This window comes from Geomonas limicola (assembly GCF_014193675.1).
Classification (GTDB): domain Bacteria; phylum Desulfobacterota; class Desulfuromonadia; order Geobacterales; family Geobacteraceae; genus Geomonas; species Geomonas limicola.
The window spans coordinates 402061-419087 of sequence record NZ_BLXZ01000004.1 but is presented as its reverse complement, the minus strand read 5'-3'; the positions used below and the strand labels follow the sequence as shown (position 1 = coordinate 419087).

10 protein-coding genes are annotated in these 17027 nt (G+C 64.8%); 3 read left to right on the top strand and 7 right to left on the bottom strand.

The window, feature by feature from the left end; genetic code table 11:
- Positions 1-39 precede the first annotated feature (39 nt).
- Both H7688_RS12295 and H7688_RS12290 read right to left on the bottom strand, forming a co-directional pair.
- Entirely contained in the window at positions 40-1557 is a 1518-nt protein-coding gene (locus H7688_RS12295) for a mercuric reductase (RefSeq protein ID WP_183361409.1), read from the bottom strand.
- A gap of 219 nt (positions 1558-1776) precedes the next feature.
- Positions 1777-4782 (bottom strand): ATP-binding protein, encoded by a 3006-nt coding sequence (locus H7688_RS12290; protein ID WP_246329794.1) that lies wholly within the window; start codon positions 4780-4782, stop codon positions 1777-1779.
- A 417-nt stretch (positions 4783-5199) separates the two neighbouring features.
- Between H7688_RS12290 and H7688_RS12285 the strand changes: the two genes are divergently transcribed.
- Entirely contained in the window at positions 5200-7845 is a 2646-nt protein-coding gene (locus H7688_RS12285; protein WP_183361408.1) for a sensor domain-containing protein, read from the top strand.
- 185 nt (positions 7846-8030) lie between these two features.
- On the opposite strand, the gene H7688_RS12280 is transcribed toward H7688_RS12285, so the two are convergent.
- Together H7688_RS12280 and H7688_RS12275 are read right to left on the bottom strand one after the other, a co-directional pair.
- The gene (locus H7688_RS12280; protein WP_183361407.1) at positions 8031-8180 is read right to left on the bottom strand and encodes a lmo0937 family membrane protein; all 150 of its coding nucleotides are present in this window, start codon (positions 8178-8180) and stop codon (positions 8031-8033) included.
- 380 nt (positions 8181-8560) lie between these two features.
- Complete coding sequence (locus H7688_RS12275; protein ID WP_183361406.1) at positions 8561-11644, bottom strand: hybrid sensor histidine kinase/response regulator; 3084 nt, start codon at positions 11642-11644, stop codon at positions 8561-8563.
- 262 nt (positions 11645-11906) lie between these two features.
- Here H7688_RS12275 and H7688_RS12270 point away from each other — a divergent pair, with 262 nt between their 5' ends.
- A complete protein-coding gene (locus tag H7688_RS12270; RefSeq protein WP_183361405.1) occupies positions 11907-12116 on the top strand; it encodes a hypothetical protein in 210 nt (69 codons plus the stop codon).
- A 20-nt stretch (positions 12117-12136) separates the two neighbouring features.
- Here the strand turns inward: H7688_RS12270 and H7688_RS12265 are convergent, their stop codons facing one another.
- Positions 12137-13063, bottom strand: coding sequence for a hypothetical protein (locus H7688_RS12265; protein WP_183361404.1), 927 nt, complete (start codon positions 13061-13063; stop codon positions 12137-12139).
- A gap of 698 nt (positions 13064-13761) precedes the next feature.
- Here H7688_RS12265 and H7688_RS12260 point away from each other — a divergent pair.
- Positions 13762-14121, top strand: coding sequence for a hypothetical protein (locus H7688_RS12260; protein WP_183361403.1), 360 nt, complete (start codon positions 13762-13764; stop codon positions 14119-14121).
- Positions 14122-14195: 74 nt separating this feature from the next.
- On the opposite strand, the gene H7688_RS12255 is transcribed toward H7688_RS12260, so the two are convergent.
- A complete protein-coding gene (locus tag H7688_RS12255) occupies positions 14196-16298 on the bottom strand; it encodes a methyl-accepting chemotaxis protein (protein WP_183361402.1) in 2103 nt (700 codons plus the stop codon).
- Positions 16299-16491: 193 nt separating this feature from the next.
- On the bottom strand, positions 16492-16836 hold the full coding sequence (locus H7688_RS12250) for a hypothetical protein (protein WP_183361401.1): 345 nt from the start codon (positions 16834-16836) through the stop codon (positions 16492-16494).
- Between the last annotated feature and the right edge of the window lie 191 nt (positions 16837-17027).

Below are 17027 nucleotides of genomic sequence, written 5' to 3'. Positions count from 1 at the left end.
CTTTGCAAGCATTTTCTGCCGGGAAACCCCGTCCGCGTGCTAGCGCTGCCAGGCAAGCCAGGCCGACAGGAGCCGCTTCACCAGCGGGGTGAGCCGGGTGCGCTGGTAAGCGTCGGCGAGCTTGCGGACCGCCTCGGCCTGGGTGGGATAAGGATGGATGGTCTTGCCGATGGCGGCGAGCCCCAGGCCCGCAGTGATGGCAAGAGCGAGTTCCCCGATCATCTCTCCGGCATGACGGGCCACCACGGTCGCTCCGAGGATGGTGTCGGTCCCCTTTTTCAGGTGCACCCGGGCAAAGCCGGCCTCCTCGCCGTCCAGTACGGCGCGGTCCACCTCGGAGAGCGGCACGGTGAGCGTCGCCACCTCGAGCCCCTTTTCGCGCGCCTCCTTCTCGTAGAGCCCCACGTGGGCTATCTCGGGATCGGTGTAGGTGCACCAGGGGATGGTGAGCCGCGAGCTGCGCTGCCGGCCGCCGAAGAGTGCGTTGGCGATGACGATGCGGGCCTGGGCGTCGGCGGTGTGGGTGAACTTGTACTCCGAGCAGATGTCGCCGGCAGCGTAGACCCGCGGGTTCGAGGTCTGCAAGGTGTCGCTTACCAGGACGCCCTGCTTGTCGTAGCGGATCCCCGCCGCCTCCAGGGCAAGCCCTTCCAGGTTGGGCGCCCGTCCCACTCCCACCAGGATCGCGTCGCAGGCCAATTCCCCGATCCCCGAGGGGCCCTGGAGCCGCAGGAGCTTCTCGCTCCCCTGCTGTTTCGCCTCGATGATGCGTACCCCCAGCTCGAGCGCGATGCCGTCGCGCCTGAGGGAGTCGGCCACCAGGGCCGCGGCGTCGGGGTCCTCGCGGGGGAGTAGCTGCGGCGCGTGTTGCAGCAGGGTGACCCGGCTCCCCAACCGGGCGAAGGCCTGGGCCAGTTCGCACCCCAAGGGGCCGGCACCGATCACGGCAAGCCGCCGCGGCAATTCGCCAAGCGAGAAGACCGTCTCGTTGGTGAGGTAGCCCACCGCCTCGATCCCCGGGATGTCGGGGGCCGCCGCGCGGGCACCGGTGCAGAGGGCGGCGCGGCTGAACTCGAGGGTCGTGCCGGCCACCTGAACCGTGTTGGAACCGGTGAAAAAGGCCTGCCCCAGGTAGACGTCGACGCCGAGTTCGTCCCGGAAGCGGCGCGCGGAGTCGTGCGCGCTCAGCTGGGCGCGCAGCCCGCGCAGACGCTGCATCGCCGCCGCGAAATCGGCGCGCTCCCCCTCCCCGCCCGGCGCCGCAAACCCGTCCGAGCTGCGGGCGTCGAAGGCGGCGCGGGCCGAGCGGATCAGCGCCTTCGAGGGGACGCACCCCACGTTGAGGCAGTCGCCCCCCATGAGCTGCCGCTCGACGAGCGCCACCCGCGCCCCGAGCCCCGCCGCCCCCGCCGCGCAGACCAGCCCCGCGGTACCCGCGCCGATCACCACCAGGTTGTAGCGCCCGCGCGGCTCTGGGTTGACCCAGTCGCTTGGGTGCACGTTCTCTAACAGGACGCGGTTCTCCGCGTTATCTGGCTCGACGAGATGCGTGTCCATACTCTCCTCCCCGCCCCGGTTCTCTCTCAGGGGCGCAGCCGTCTTGAAGGCATGGCTAATGATAACACCTGGCGCGCAGTTTGCTCCTGGTGAAGGTTACCGCTGTAAAGGGGGGGCTGGCCTCAGTTACTGCACGGACGGGCTCTATGGCAGGGGATGATGCCGCATGTGACAGAAAGATGGGTCAAGCAGGGGGGGCGATGTGGACCAACGGCTCCCTCAGTCTCCCAGGATGCCGCGGATCCGGGCCAGGAACTGCTCCAGGGTGAAGGGCTTGGTGAGGAAGCTCGTTTCCATCTCCATGGTCGACTTGTGCAGCACCACGTTGCCGGTGTAGCCGGAGATGTAGAGGACCGGCAGGCGCGGGTGGTACTCAAGAACCCGCTCGTAGAGTTCGGGACCGTTCATCTCGGGGAGCACCACGTCGCTCACCAGCAGGTCGATGTGCTCTTCCGGGCGCGTGGCCAGTTCCAGGGCCGCCAGCGGGGTGCCGGCCACCAGCGTGCGGTACCCGTACCCCTCCAGCAGATCGCGGGCCATGTCGCGGATCAGGGCGTTGTCCTCGACCAGGAGGATCGACTTCCCCGAGCCGAGGGTGCGCCGGGCCGCCGTCCCGCGCTCCTCAAGCGGCGTGTGGCCTGCCGCGGGACCGGCAAGGGGGAGAAAGACCTTGAAGGTGGTCCCCTGCCCCGGCCGGCTCCAGACCTCGATGTAGCCGTCGTGCTGCTTCACGACCCCGTAGACCGTGGCAAGCCCCAGCCCGGTGCCGCGCCCGGACTCCTTGGTGGTGAAGAACGGCTCGTAGATGTGGCGCAGGGTTTCCTCGGCCATGCCGCAACCGTTGTCCGAGAAGGCCAAGAGCACGTAGCGGCCGGGTTTCACGCCGGCGTGCAGCCGGGCATACTCATCGTCCAGCACCAGGTGCCCGGTCTCCACCGTGATGGCGCCGTTGCCGGTGATGGCGTCCTGGGCATTCACCGCAAAATTGAGCAGCACCTGCTCGAGCTGCCCCCGGTCCGCCAGCACCCAGGCGCTCTCATCGGTGAGCCTGAGCTCAAACGAGATGCTCTCTTTGACGGTGGTGCGCATGATGTCGCCGAAGGAGGTGATCACCTCGTTCAGGTCGAGGGGCTCCATGTGCATCACCTGCCGGCGCCCAAAGGAGAGGAGCTTCCGGGTCAGGTCCGCCGCCTTGTGCGCCGCCTTGAGCATGGCCTCGATCTGGCGCACCTGGGGGGCCGCTTCGCCCAGGCTGCTGCGGATCATGTCGGCGTAGACGAAGATCGGGGTGAGCAGGTTGTTGAAGTCGTGCGCCACGCCGGCGGCCAACTGCCCCACCGCCTCGATCTTGTGCGCCTGGCGCAGCTGTTCCTCGAGCGAGCGGCGGCGTTCCTCGCCGCGCACCCGGCCGATGGCGATGCTGGCCAGGTGCGCCGCCGAAACGATGAGCGAGATCTCCTCGTCGCTTGGGGAGCGCACCTCGCGGTGGTAGATAGCCAGGGCCCCCAAAAGCTCTCCGTCTGCGGAGAGCACCGGCTCGGACCAGCAGGACTTAAGCCCCGCGGCGTGGGCGGGCTGGAACTCCTTCCAGTAGGGGTGGGCCGCGATGTCGTCGATGACGACACGCTCCTTCAGGTAAGCGGTGTTGCCGCAGGACCCGGTCCCTTCGGCGCTGAGAGTGGCGTCTCCGGCCAGCTGGGGTACTGGAGGCAGGCTCGGCTCCCCCCCGCGGCACAGGCGCTCGCCGCGCTCGTCGGCCAAGAGCACTGAAAAGAGCGCGCCGGGGAGTTCCTGTTCGGCAAAGCGCACGATCCCTTCCAAAACCTCGTCGAGGGCGACACCGCTCGCGATCTGCTCCAGGAGGTCGCGCCGGGTCTGCTCCCTCAGTTGATCGCGTTTGCGCTGGGTGATGTCGCGGGCGATGCTGAGCACCACCTCGCGCCCCTGGCTCTCCATGACCCGGCAGGTGACCTCGATCGGCACCACCTTCCCCCCCTTGGTCAGGTAAGCCGATTCGAAGCTCGCCTTGCCGGAAGCCTGCAACTGCGCCAGGTTCTCATTGACCCGTTGGGCATACTCGCGAGGCTCTATCTCGTGCAGGCGCCGCCCCAACAGCTCATCGGGCGAGTACCCCGTCATGCTGCAGAGGGCGTGGTTGAACTGGGTGAGCCGCCCCTCGAGGTCCAAAAGCAGGATCGCCTCGCTCGCGGCGTCGATCTGGGCCGCCTTGATCCCCAGTTGGCGCTGCTGGTCGCTCACGGTAACCAGCGCCAGTTCCAGGCGGTCCAGGTGCCGGAAAAAGAGCCAGGTAAGGACCAGCAAGACGAGGCACAGCCCAAGCATGAGGCTCATCTGGGTCGCCGCCTTCTGCGCCCAGGGGGCCAGCACATCCCCTTCGTGCAGGGTCACCAGGGCCACCACCGGAAAGCGTTCCAGGCGCTGGTAGGCGGCGATGTAGGGCTGGTTGAAGGTAAGGGGGTTCCGCACGTGGTAGACGCCGGCCGGCGAGTTGGGAAGCTTCTCCCGGAACAGGGTCGACTTGGTGAAGTCGATCGCGAAGCCGTCCTCCCGGTAGGGGGCGTAGACCAGCGGCGTGCCGTCTGCGCGGATCAACACCACGCGCCCCCGGGGCCCCAGGGTCCCCTGTGAGAAGAAGCTGCTGAAGAACTGGGTCTCGAACCCCAGGGCGACCAGACCGGCAAACGGGGTGCCCGGCTCGTTGAGCGGACGCATCAGGTTGAAACGCCAGCGGTGCACCAGGCGGCTTAAGATCGGCTTGCTTATGCTGAGCCCGAGCTGCGGGTGCTCCAGGTAGGTCTTGAAGTACTCGCGATCGGAGATGTTGATTTTCTGGAAAGCGGCGCTTCCCGAGTTAAGGCGCAGGTTGCCCGCACGGTCCACCAGGAAGAGCGAGCCGATCTGGGGCACCTGGCTCACCTGGACGCGCATCTCCCGGAGCAGTTCGGCGTGGTCCACGCGCTCGAGGCCGCCGGAGCGCTCAATCTCTTTTTGCAGCACCCTCAGCATCGAGTCCGCCTCCGAGAAGGCGCTCTGGCTGTGTTCGGCAAGCGCCCGGACGTATCCCGAGGCGAGTTTTTCGGCAGCCGTGAGCGCGTTGGCGCGCTCGGAGACGATACTCCAGATCGAGATGCCGAGAACGGCCGCGAGGATCAGGCCGACGCCGTACCTGACGCGTTTTTTTATCTGTGAGATGCTCGGGGTCAAGGTGATCCTGTCGGGCCGGGAACCGGTTGGTAGTGCAGCTGATCCTTTTATCGTCGTTTTTTGTGGCAACTTGAGAAAAAGGGAAATTTTTTGTACGTTTCGATCCTACACGGCAGTTCACGCCGATCGACGACCGGTCGCGAGTTCCGTCCACCTGCTACCTCGCCACCCTGCGCCTGCCGAAGCCCATACACACCGCGAAGCCGAGCCGGGCGACCAGGACCGAGCGGCACCACACCCAGTCCGTTCCAACGGCCAGCCCTTGTCACCCAAAGACTTACAGCGCTCGCGCGATGCCCGGCTCCCGTGTCGGACAGAAAAAGCATGGCTGTTTTCTGTTGAAATGGGATATCATTTCCGTATTCTGGAGCCGGTCAAAAGACCAGCCCGGAGGCTACCGGCGGGAACGAGGGGGTTATGGCAAAGGGATCAGCTGAAGCACCGGATTGCGGATCGCGCAGAGAAGAAAAGGGGTTCTTTACCGAGCGGGACCGGCCGTCCGGGGCGCAACAAACCTCGGCGGGTCGCGAGGACCTTCCCGACGCGCGCCGATCGCTGGAGGCACGCCAGGCTGAGCTGGAAAGGCTGGCCGCCGCGCTGCGCGACTCCGAGGCGCCGCACCGCGAACAGGCCCTGGAGCGCTGCCAGGAGAGGTTCGACCAGGCACCGGTCCCCCTTTTCACCCTGACCCGCAGCGGCCTCATCGGTTCCGCTAACCTGGCCGGCGCCCGGCTCCTTGGGGTGGCGCGTTCGGGTCTGATTGGCCTCCCCTTCTCGGTCTTTCTCACCCAAGACACGGCCCCCGTCCTCGCCGCCCAACTCAGGCAGGACTTCGAGGAGCGGCACTCGTTCAGCTGCGAGGTTGCCATCAGGGGAAACGGCAGGCCCACTTTCCCGGCACGTATCGACGCAGCCTCGGCAACTTCGGCGGAGTGCAGCATCGCCGTCCAGGACCTCTCGGCCTACCAGGCACACCGGGCCCAGGCCTTCTCCGAGTCCCGCTACCGGCAGCTCTTTGAATCCGCCAAGGATGGCCTGCTGATCCTCGAGGCCGAGCGGGGGATCATCAGCGACGTGAACCAGGCGGCCGTCCTCCTGTTGGGCCATAGCCGCGAGGAACTCCTGGGGCGGCGGCTCTACGAGATCGGCTTTTTCTCCGGTCCCGGTTCCGAACAGGAGGTGCTCGCGGAACTGGACCGCAGGGGCGAGCTGCGCTACCAGGCCCTGCCGCTCTGCACCCGGGACGGCAGGCACCTCTTCGTCGATTTCGTCGGCTGCAGCTACCAGGTGGAAGGGATCCGGGTGATCCAGTGCGACCTGCGCGACGTCACCTCGCGCAAGCGGGCAGAGGAGGCCCTGGCCAAGAGCGAGGAGCAGTGGCGCACCATCGTACACAACATCAACGAGTACGTCTACAGCGTGCGCTTCGAAAACGGCGTGGCCAGCTCGATCTACCACAGCCCCAAGTGCCTGGAGATTACCGGCTACACCCCCGAGGAGTACTACCGGGACCCGCTTTTGTGGTTCGCCATGATCCACGACGAGGACCGCGCGCTGGTCAACGAGTTTCTCGGCCACATCCTGGCCGGCAAGAGCCATCCCCCGATCCGGCACCGGATCCGGCACAAGGACGGCTCGGAGCGCTGGCTTTTGAACAACTGCGCGGTGCAGCGCCTCGAGGGGGAGGAGGCCGGCATCGCGCGGCTGGACGGCTTTATCATGGACATCACCGAGCTGAAACTCGCCGAGGACAACATCTTCTTTCTGGCCCACCACGATCCCCTCACCCGGCTTCCCAACCGCAGCACCCTCTACGCCCGCATCGACCAGGTGATCTCGGTGGCCCAGAAAGCGAACCGGAGCATGGCGCTGCTCTTTCTGGACATCGACGGTTTCAAGCAGATCAACGACACCCTCGGGCACGACGTGGGGGACCGGCTGTTGCAGTCGGTGGCGCAGCGGCTGACCGAATGCACCCGTCCCTGCGACATCGTCTCCCGGCTGGGTGGCGACGAGTTCGTCATCGTCCTGTGGGACTGCGGCGTGGAGGAGACCACCTCGGTGGCGGAGCAGATCATCGCCGGGTTCTCGCTGGAGGGGAGCAGTGCGGTCATCAACGCGAGCATCGGGGTCAGCCTCTATCCCCAGGACGGCAGGGATTACCTGACCCTTTTGAAAAACGCGGATCTCGCCATGTACCAGGCCAAGAAGGCGGGGGGGAAGGGGTTTCACTTCTACACCAAGAGGCTCAACGAGCTGGCCCACGAACGCTTCACCATCGAGACCGACCTGCGCCGGGCCCTGGAGCGGGGCGAGTTCGTGCTCTACTACCAGCCCAAGGTGAACATCGTAACCGGAGAGTTCAGCGGCATGGAGGCGCTGATCCGCTGGCAGCACCCGGTGCGCGGCCTGGTGGCGCCGGAGAGCTTCATCGGTATCGCCGAGGAGAGCGGCCTGCTCACCCCGATCAGCAAGTGGATCATCGACTCGGTCTGCCGGCAGCTCAAGTCCTGGCGGGACCAGGGGATCCAGGCCTCCAGCGCGATCAACCTCTCGGCAAGCTTCTTCCAGCACGCCGATTTCGAGGCGACCATCGAGAAGGCCCTTTTGCAGACGGGGATCCCGCCGGAGAGCCTCGAGCTGGAGCTTACCGAGGCAACCATCATGAGCGACCCGCAGCAGGTGCTGGGGAGCATGGCGGCCATGAAGGCGCTCGGGTTGCAGCTCTCCATCGACGACTTCGGCATCGGCTACTCGAGCCTCAGCTACCTCAAGAAACTTCCGGTGGACAAGCTCAAGATCGACCAGTCCTTCATCCGCAACATCGCCAAGGACACCGACAACATGGCGGTGGTGCGGGCGGTGCTGAACATCGGGCGCAGCATGCAGCTCAAGGTGATCGCCGAAGGGGTGGAGAACGCCTCGCAGCTCGCCTGGTTGCAGGCCGAGGGGGGCGAAGAGGCCCAGGGGTTCTACTTCAGCAGGCCGCTGCCGGCCCAGGGGATGACCGCCCTGCTCAAGCGCGGCAAGCGGGCCTTCGCCGCCTCGGTGAGCACGCACTGACACTAGGTCGCCCCGGATACTAAAAAAGGCTGGTGCGGGTTTTTCCCGGCATCAGCCTTTTTCATTTCCCTCGTCAAACATCCGTGCGGGGGGAGCTCGACCTGCTCCATCACCTCGCCCGGACACGCAGCATGCTCTTCATTATCACGGGCGCTCCTCCTTATCGGATCGGGGCAGCGTGCAAACTACAGCGAGCGTCGTCCCTGGATCAGGTTGATGACCACGATGATCACCGCTATCACCAATAGGATATGGATGAGCCCCCCCATGGTGTAGCTGGTTACCAGTCCCAAAAGCCAGAGGATGAACAGGATTACGACGATGGTCCACAACATGGCGTCCTCCTTTTCGGGCTGCTCCGCCTTGAGGGGAACCGCCCACGGTTGATTAAGTGGCGAGAGAGATTGCCGAGGTGCCTCAGGTGCCGGCCGGTCATGCGGTCGCGGTGCCGCTCGTTTACTTAGAAAATTGGTATTTATTAATTTTCCAGCTTTAGTTTATAAGGGGGGAGCCCCAACTGTCAAGCCGAGCCGGCACAGCCGACCGAGCATCCGGAGCCGGGGCTGCACGGCGTCGTACGGCTCCTGGTGCGGTTTGAGAGGTGACGTGAAGAGAGGATCGATCAGAAGATGGAGGAGAGAATGGGCGGGCCGATATCCCACAATCCGGATTCTCGGCCAGAAAATACCCTAGTTATTCATGAGCCGGGAAAAGGTCAGGTGCTCCCTCCGGGGGGGAGCGACGCGACACTTTCGGAGAACTCGGCGAAGTGCTGTTCCAGGCGTAGCAACAGCCGATCCGCGCCGGCGCACTCCCCGCCGCGCGCCAGCTGCTCCAATTCGTGGGCGGTCTGTTGCAGGCGCCGGGCCGAGATATTGGCGGCAGCCCCCTTGATGGTGTGGGCCTGGATCCGTATCTGCTCGGGGTCCCCCTTGGCAACCGCCTCGCGCAGCGCCCCGAGGTATTCAACGGCGACCCCGGTAAACATCGCCACGAAACGCGGCACCAGCTCGGCATCCCCCCCCAGACGCTCCACCAGGTCGATCACATCGAAGACCGCCAGCTCTGCATCAGACGGGGAGTCGGAGGCCGCGGCCGCGCCGCTTCCACTTTGCTGCGTTTCGGTCGCCCCCGCGGTCCCGGCGCAGGCAGCCTCGGCCTGTTGCGGGTCCCCGGTTGCCGGCCGCGCCGGACCGGTGGCCAGCTGCTGCGCCCCTGCGGGAAGCAACTGGTCCAGCAGCGCCAGGATCTCCGCCGGACGCGCCGGTTTCGACTGGTAGGCATCCGCCCCTGCAGCAAGACACTTGTCCCGGTCACCTTGCAGGGCGTACGCGGTCATGGCGACGATCGGCACCCGTCGGGGAGTTCCGGCCTCGTGTTCCCTGATCAGGCGGGTGGCCTGGTAGCCGTCCAGGTCCGGCATCTGCATGTCCATGAAGATCATGTCGAAGCCCTGCTCGCGCTCCAGGTCCACTGCCTCGCGGCCGTTGCAGGCCATGGTCACCCGGTGCCCCTGTTTTTCCAGGATGATGCGCACCATGTCCCGGTTTATCTCCACGTCGTCGGCAACCAGCACCGAAAAGCGCGCACGCTCCTCCCGCAGGGTGTGCCGGGTCACCGGTTCCGGGCCCGCGGCCGGGCCGTTCAAGACGGTGACCAGGGCATCGTGCAGCTCGTCATGCACCACCGGCTTGGTCAGATAGCCGGCCACGCGCAGCTCGGCACAGCGCTGGGCATCGCCGCGCACCCCGGCGCTGGGCATGACGATCACCTGGACCTGGTCGAAGAGCTCCTGCTTCCTGACCAGGCGGACCAGCTCCCAGCCGTCCTGTCCCGGCATCTGCACGTCGGTAAGGATCAGTCGTGGGAGTTCATTGCTGGCTGCCAGTTCCTCGAGCCGGGCAAGCGCCTGGGGAGTACTCTCCGCCGTCTCCACCTGCATCCCCCAGCGTGCCAGAAAACGCTGCAGCATGCTGCGATTCATCTCGCGGTCGTCTACCACCAGCACCTGGATCCCGGCCAGCGCGACGTCGGTGCTGCGCTCGCGGGGGGCCCCCTGCTGGCGTTTGAGGCGCGCCGTGAACCCGAAGGTGCTCCCCACCCCCAGTTCGCTGCGCACCGTGATGCTCCCCCCCATGAGCTGGGCCAGCCGCTTCGAGATGGCAAGCCCCAGCCCGGTGCCGCCGAAGAGCTTGGTAGTCGAGGCATCCCCCTGCACGAAGGCGTCGAAGATGTGGGCCTGCGCCTCCGCCGAGATCCCGATCCCCTGGTCGGTGACCTGGAAGTGCACCAGCACCCCCTCCTCGTCCTCGTCCACCAGGCTCACCAGTACCTCGATCACCCCGCGCTCGGTGAACTTCACCGCGTTCCCCACCAGGTTGATCAGCACCTGGCGCAGCCGCCCCGGGTCGCCCAAAAGCGCGTCGGGTAACTGCGCGTCCGCGTTGAAGACCACCTCGAGTCCCTTTTGCACGGCACGCACCGAGACCGCCCGCAGGGCGAGTCCCACCATGCTGCGCAGCAGGAAAGGGGTCTCCTCGATCTCCACGTGTCCAGCCTCGATCTTCGAGAAGTCCAGCACGTCGTTGATGATGTCCAAAAGGTTGTCCGCCGAGATCTTGATGGAGCGGATGTACTCGCGCTGCTCGGCGTTGAGCTCGGTGTCGTGGATCAGCTCAGTCATCCCGATGATCCCGTTCATCGGGGTGCGGATCTCGTGGCTCATGTTGGCGAGGAACTCGCTCTTGGCCCGGTTGGCGTCCTCGGCCCGCTGCTTCAGATCGATGGTCTGCAGCAGGTACTGCTCGCGCTGGCGCAGCACCCCGACGATCACCGCGACACCCGAGAGCAGCGCCACGATGCAGAGCACCGAGACGTAGGCAATGCCGCGCACCGAGTGCCGCCAGTTGGCCAGGAAGAAGTCGTCGGTGATGGTGATGTTCACGATGAGCGGATAGCCGTGCACCACCCGGCTCGCTCCGAGGCGGGCCACCTTGCGTCCCTTCTCCGAGAAACGGGGAGCGTCCAGGTAGAGGACGTCGTGCTCCTTTTTCAGCTTTTCCACGATCGTGTAGGTTGCCCCGGTCAGGTTTTGCTTGCCGATCAAGGCATCACGGCGCGGCCAGCAGGTGAGTACGGCGTAGTCGCTGCGGTAGAGGGTCACCGAGGCGCCCTTGCCCAGGTTCACCCCGAGCCGCTCGTAGAAGTCGGTGAAGGCATCCACCGAGATCCCGATCAGCACCAGCCCGATCATCGAGCCGCGCCGGTCGTTGATGCGGCGGCTGATGTAGAAGACCCACTTGCCGTTCCCCTTGTTGCGGACGGCGACACCGATGAAGTTGGCGGCGGAGTTACTCCTGGACTGCGCCTTGAAATAGTCGCGGTCCGCAAGGTTGATGGGGGGGTGGGGGTAGGAACGGGTGAAATTGACCATGTCCCCCTTTTCGTCGACGATGCTCGCCACGTCGACCTGGGGGAGGAAGCTGGTCTTGTCGCGCAGCATGCGGAAGATATCCGGCGTGCCCAGAAGCCGGCGGAACTCCTCGGGAGAGTCGGCTCCCTGCGCCCGCACCTGTTCGACGATGCCGTCCAGGGCGATGTTGGCCGAGAGCATGGTCTGGTAGGTGTGCTCGGCCAGGACCAGCGAGTTATTGCTCATCTGCTTGCGCCAGACCTCGATCTCCTGGCGGTGCAGCACGCCTGCGGCGACTACCGACAAGACGACGATGGCTAGGACCGACAGTACACCGAACGCGATGGTGAGCTGGCTGGCCTGAATCTTGTTCCAGGGTTTGGGCATGTGGGTGGCCTTTCGTTACGGTTCCTCCGTAAAGTATCGGCCTAAACGCCGGGTTCCTTGAGCTGTTTCGGCAGTGCCGCAGCAAAAGGATTACCGGGACTTGCGCTGGCAACGGTCGTGGTAAAATCCTTATCATTTGTTGTCGCTAACAATAAGCGATGCGACATTTGCCTCGTGGATGAAAAGGGGAGAACCGGGCACTACGGCAGGTACGTGGGGAAGGGGGAAACAGCTGACGTCGGAGGACGTCGAGGAGGACACCATGGCAGACTGGGAGATCGCCTGCATCAAGACCGAGCCGGTTAAGGAACCCACCCCATGCCTCTACAGCAAGGCTCCACGGTTTCGTTGTACCATCGAGTTGCAGGACGGCAGCATCATCACCCGGTGCGGCGGGACTGCCCAGCACGCCCTGGCCAACGCCATTGCCTGCTACAAGACCTCAACCGGCAGCAGATCCCGTCAGCCTTAGCCCCCGCCCATCCCGCGCCGTTACGGTGGCGGGACCAGCTTGCGTTCGTTCCCCTGAAATACCACTTCGAGACGGAGGGTCAGCGCGAAGGTGGTGGTAAATCGACCATCTTCCTTGCGCGGCCAGGTGACCTGGGGCTCCAGCTCGTAAAAGAGCCAGCGCCGCAGGAAATTGCGCCGGTAGGTGGCGGCGATACGGTAGTTGGTCACCCAGTCGTCGATACTGGTGTTGCCGTAGACACCACCGACCAGCGTCACCGCGCTGCGTGCCGAGAGTTCGCGCAACAGCGACAGCTCGGTCCCCCACTCCAGGGCCTTGATCTCTTGGGAGACGGTGCCGCTCAAGGCGATGCGGGCCAGGGTCTTGGGGTCGAGCGAGCGCTCTGCGGCGATCTCAGTCGTTTCGCCGAAACCGTCCGGGTTCTTGACGAAAATGGTCTCGGCGAAGTGGAGCAGGTAATCCTGTCCGATCCGGTCCAACCGCTGGTAGCGCCCCCTGGCGAAGAATTCGGGCGGGATGGCGAGGTCGAAACCGGTACCAAGGAAAAGATCCGAATGCGGCAACCGCATGAGCTGGTAGCGCAGTTCGGTGTTGACGATCCGCGTGTTGCGCAGGGTGCGGTCGAAGCCGGGGTTACCGGGGTCTTCGGGGAGGCTGGGAGTTACCTGGTCGGGCTTGCCGGCGCCGGAGATGGCGAGCTGCAGGCGGTCGTTGATGCGCGAGAGCTCCAGGTTTGCGCGCAGGGTCGACCCCACGTCGAACCCGGACCCTTCCTGCCACCTAAGCGAGTTGCGCCAGCGCAACAGGTAGGCTGTGTGCAGGTCCTTGGGGTTGTTCGCCTTGCCGAAGAAGTCGTCCAGGCGCAGCACCTGCTGCATGATGCCGCGCTCCAGGCGGTCGTGGGTTTCCTCGGCACGCCTCCCCAGCGCGTTTACCTGCTCGACCACCCGTGTCCCGAGGCTGGGCGTCGGGGGAGGCTCCCGGGTAAAGTCGGGCGGGACGAACGCAGGGGTCGGCAGTGCTGCGAGGCAGAACGGCAGGGGGGGTGGGGGCTCGGGCAGGGCCAGCGAGTCAGGGGCTACAGCCCGCGCGGGACGCACCCGTTTTGGGGGATCGGCCCAAACCGGGGCAGCTGTCAGCATGAGCGCAGCGACTGCCAATACGAACCTGCCCCAAAGCTGCGAGGGAAAGAGCGAAGTATCTCTTGGGGCTTCTCTCAATGAAGCGGCTCCATGTGCATCTAAAAGACACGGTTTCCTGACATAAACATCCGACACTGATTGCATTGTCCCAGCTTCCCTACAGCTTCTGACAGACGGTACAGACTCAGGGTTTAGTAGATAGTACCCGGATATCGTGCCACTGTCATCCTGCGATTTTTTGAACCAGTATCTGCGGCACCGTACCGTTCCTGTTCTGCGGGGCGCCCCGGGGCGGCAACGGGCTCAGGCCAGCTTTCGCACAGGCACCCGAAATGAGGCGGAATTTATCTCATTTGCGGCAGCCCATAAAGCAACCACCCAAGTTTCCCGGTGGGGAGTCCGGTAAATCCACCAGGTTAAAATAAAATAATCTTTCGGCATGATGTCTGCTATACCAGGAGGAAAGAAGGCCCATAACCACCAGCACACGAGGAGGATTCGTCATGAAGAGAGTACTGGCCTGCATCGTTTCCAGCCTGGTAGCCCTTTCCTTTGCGGGGATCGTGGCAGCCGCCGATCAATCCACTACCGGTTCCGGCATGGGTACCGGGGGCTCCGACCAGAGCACCGCGACCGGCGGCACCGGCACCGGTTCGGGTTCCGATACCGGGATGAAGCACACCAGGAAGAAGAAATCCAAGAAGTCCAAAAAGTCGAAGAAGCACACCGGCGGCAAAGGTACCGGTCACGGCACCACGCCGACCGGTACCGGCCCCAACTACGGGACGGCTCCCCAGGGTGGCCCCAGTGGCGACGGCATGGGGAACACGAACCAGCAGGGGGGGCGCACCCAGGGCAAATAGCCCCGGGTGCGCCACGTAAAAAGGCCGCATCGCCAAGCGATGCGGCCTTTTTTGTGTTCGGTGCAGCGTGCGCCTCAGCGGCAGCGCTGCGCCACCTGGTCCAAAAGCTCGATGAGGATCTCGGACTGGGCCACCATCTCCGTAAAATGCTGCTCTGCCTTGGCGTGATCCCCGGCAAGGTGCGCCTGCAAGGCAAGCTTGCCCAGTTCGTGCACCCGGGCGTGCGGCACGTCCACCTCGCGGAACTCGCCGATGCTGCCGCAGCGCTCCTGCCCCTCGCTCCGGTACCACTTGCCGAAGGCGCAGACCAGGTGGGTCGGCAGTTTCTCGGGGTCGAGGGTAAGCGCCCCGGTGAGGTGCGCCTTGATCTTGCCGATGAAGATCCGGTGCGCGGCCTTCGCCTTATCGATGGTGAGCGTCACGCTCTCGCTGACGTGGAACGAAGACATGGAACCCAAAAGTGCCTCGGCAAGGCCGTTTAACTGGCTTGCCTGCACCGAGGAGGCCTGGGCGTTGGAGGCCACGAGGTTGCCGATGTCGGTGATGCGCAGCATGTTGCCGCTGATCTCGCTGGTGGTCGCGGTCTGTTCCTCGGCGGCGGTCGCTATCTGGCTGATCTGCATGGAGAGGTTGTTGACCTCCTCGAGGATCCGCTGCATCGCCTGCCCCGAGTGGGCGGTCTGCTCGGTACCCCGCTCCACCTCCTGGACCCCCTCCTCCATGGTCTCTACCGCCCCCCGGGTCTCGGCCTGGATCGAGCGGATCATCTCGCTTATCTCCCGGGTCGCCTTGGTGGTGCGCTCCGCAAGGGCACGCACCTCGTCGGCCACCACCGCAAAGCCCCTCCCCTGCTCGCCCGCACGGGCGGCCTCGATGGCAGCGTTCAGCGCGAGCAGGTTGGTCTGGTCGGCGATGTCCTCGATGGTGCCGACGATCTGGCCGATCTGGTCGCTGCGGGTCCCCAGGGTCGCCACGGTCCGCGCCGAGGCCTGCACCTGCTCGGCGATACGGGCCATCACCTCGATGGTCTGCTGTACCGTGGACACCCCGACGCTGGCCTGCTCGCTCGCCACCTGGGCGCCGTGCGCCGCCATCTGGCAGTTCTGGGCGATGTCACCCGAGGTAGCTGCCATCTCCTCGCCCGCAGTCGCGACCGTGGCGGACTGTGCCGCGACCTCGGCGGCCCCCTTGGTCATCTGGTCGGCGCTGGCGTACATCGAACCGACCGAAGAGCCGACCTGGCAGCAGCAGTCCAGGACCTTGTTCAGGGTTCCCTGCATGTTGCCCAGGGCGCCGTTGATCGAGTGCGCTAACTCACCGATCTCGTCGTTGCGCTCCACGGGGAGGGTCTTGCTCAGGTCGCCGTCGGCCACCTGCTTCATGAAGACGACCATCTTGCGCAGCGGCTTGATCACAATCCCGCGGATCACGTAGACCAGGAATACCAGGGTCACGATGGAGATCACCAGGCTCAGGGCAAAGGAGATCGCCACCTTGTGCCTGATCCCCTGTTCGATACTGGAGAGGTCTTCCAGGATCTCGAAGGCCCCGTGCTGTTCACCGACCTTCCACCCCTCGGCCTTGAAACCGAGCAGGTCGACGCCGTCCTTGTTGACCGTGTCCTGCGGCACGCCGTGGCAGACCAGGCACTCGGCGCTCAGCTTGATGGGGCGCAGGTAGCGGGTCACGCCGTGTTCCCGATCGATCAGGAAGGTCTCGGGAAGTTTTTCCTTTTCCAGCTTCTCCAAAAGGGCAAGTTCCACGGTGTCCGGTTCGTTCGCCTTGTTGCGCGCCTGCACCTTGGGCACCCGCAACTTGAACCCGGCCTCCTGGGCGTGCTCCCCGGCGATCTTCATCGCGGCGATGATCGGGATCGTCTTGAAGAAGGGGGTGTCGAGGGCGGCACTGTGCTTGTCGCTGGCTCCGGCGAGCTTGCGCTCCAGGTCCGCCTTCATCTGGTCGTCCTGGAAGACCCCCGCGCCGCGCAGACCGGCGAGGTAGTCCCGGGTACTCTCGGCTTGCAGCACGATGGCCCGCGACTTGACCTTGACGGATGCGAAGGCATCCTTGCGGATTTCCTTGCTGAGGTAGCCGATGTTGACGGCGAACGAGACGATCAGCCCCAGCGCCACGTAGACGGTGATCTTACCTTTGAGACCCAGCCCCTTAGCTGTCATGAACTCTCCTTGAGACCTTTAAAGTGGAACAGCCCCAAGACCGGCAGACCGGGGGACTCTTTCCCCTACGTATCGGCAACTCCCATGTAAGAATTAATACTACAATTTACCTTACACCCGGCGGATATTTGCTTAATGAACACACTTATTTTCAAGTCTCAGGCGCTGGAGCCGCCGGCTCGCGGTACGCGTCTCAACCGAGCCTGGCCAGCCACCACAGGACGAAGACCAGTTCGACCAGGGCGTCCACCAGGTACACCGGAGCGATGACCCGACGGGCAACGTACCAGGTCTCCAGGGCGCCGAGCCCCGCAGCACTCGCCACTCCCAGGGTCACCGTGGCGGGGTTGAGGTCACCCTGCCAGCCGGCGAGCGCGAGCGAGGCCCCGACCGCGGCGAGTGCGATTCCCACCGTCTTGACCAGCCAGAGATCGGTCTTGGGCCCGGTCACCATCAGGAAACTGTCGATCTCGAGGATCGGCCAGATCCCGGTGACCAGGAAGTAGAGCCCCTGTACCAAGGCAACAGGTTCTTGCACGGCGCACCTCCCGGGACCCGTCTATCCAGCCTCGCATCACGGCAGGCCACGGGTTCCTTCTCTCCCCATACTCTGCCCGATTTGAGCGCTAGACAACACAATTGCCGCGGAACTAAGCTAGTTGTAGGCACTACGGGCGAACCGGGTCGTCACAAGGTCGAGAGTTCTCCTGCGGTACAACGGAGGGACCT

Bases quoted from the DNA above. Each gene is read 5' to 3' on its own strand.
- H7688_RS12295 (WP_183361409.1), bottom strand. From the start codon at position 1,557: ATGGACACGCATCTCGTCGAGCCAGATAACGCGGAGAACCGCGTCCTG.
- H7688_RS12285 (WP_183361408.1), top strand. From the start codon at position 5,200: ATGGCAAAGGGATCAGCTGAAGCACCGGATTGCGGATCGCGCAGAGAA.
- H7688_RS12280 (WP_183361407.1), bottom strand. From the start codon at position 8,180: ATGTTGTGGACCATCGTCGTAATCCTGTTCATCCTCTGGCTTTTGGGA.
- H7688_RS12275 (WP_183361406.1), bottom strand. From the start codon at position 11,644: ATGCCCAAACCCTGGAACAAGATTCAGGCCAGCCAGCTCACCATCGCG.
- H7688_RS12270 (WP_183361405.1), top strand. From the start codon at position 11,907: ATGGCAGACTGGGAGATCGCCTGCATCAAGACCGAGCCGGTTAAGGAA.
- H7688_RS12260 (WP_183361403.1), top strand. From the start codon at position 13,762: ATGAAGAGAGTACTGGCCTGCATCGTTTCCAGCCTGGTAGCCCTTTCC.
- H7688_RS12255 (WP_183361402.1), bottom strand. From the start codon at position 16,298: ATGACAGCTAAGGGGCTGGGTCTCAAAGGTAAGATCACCGTCTACGTG.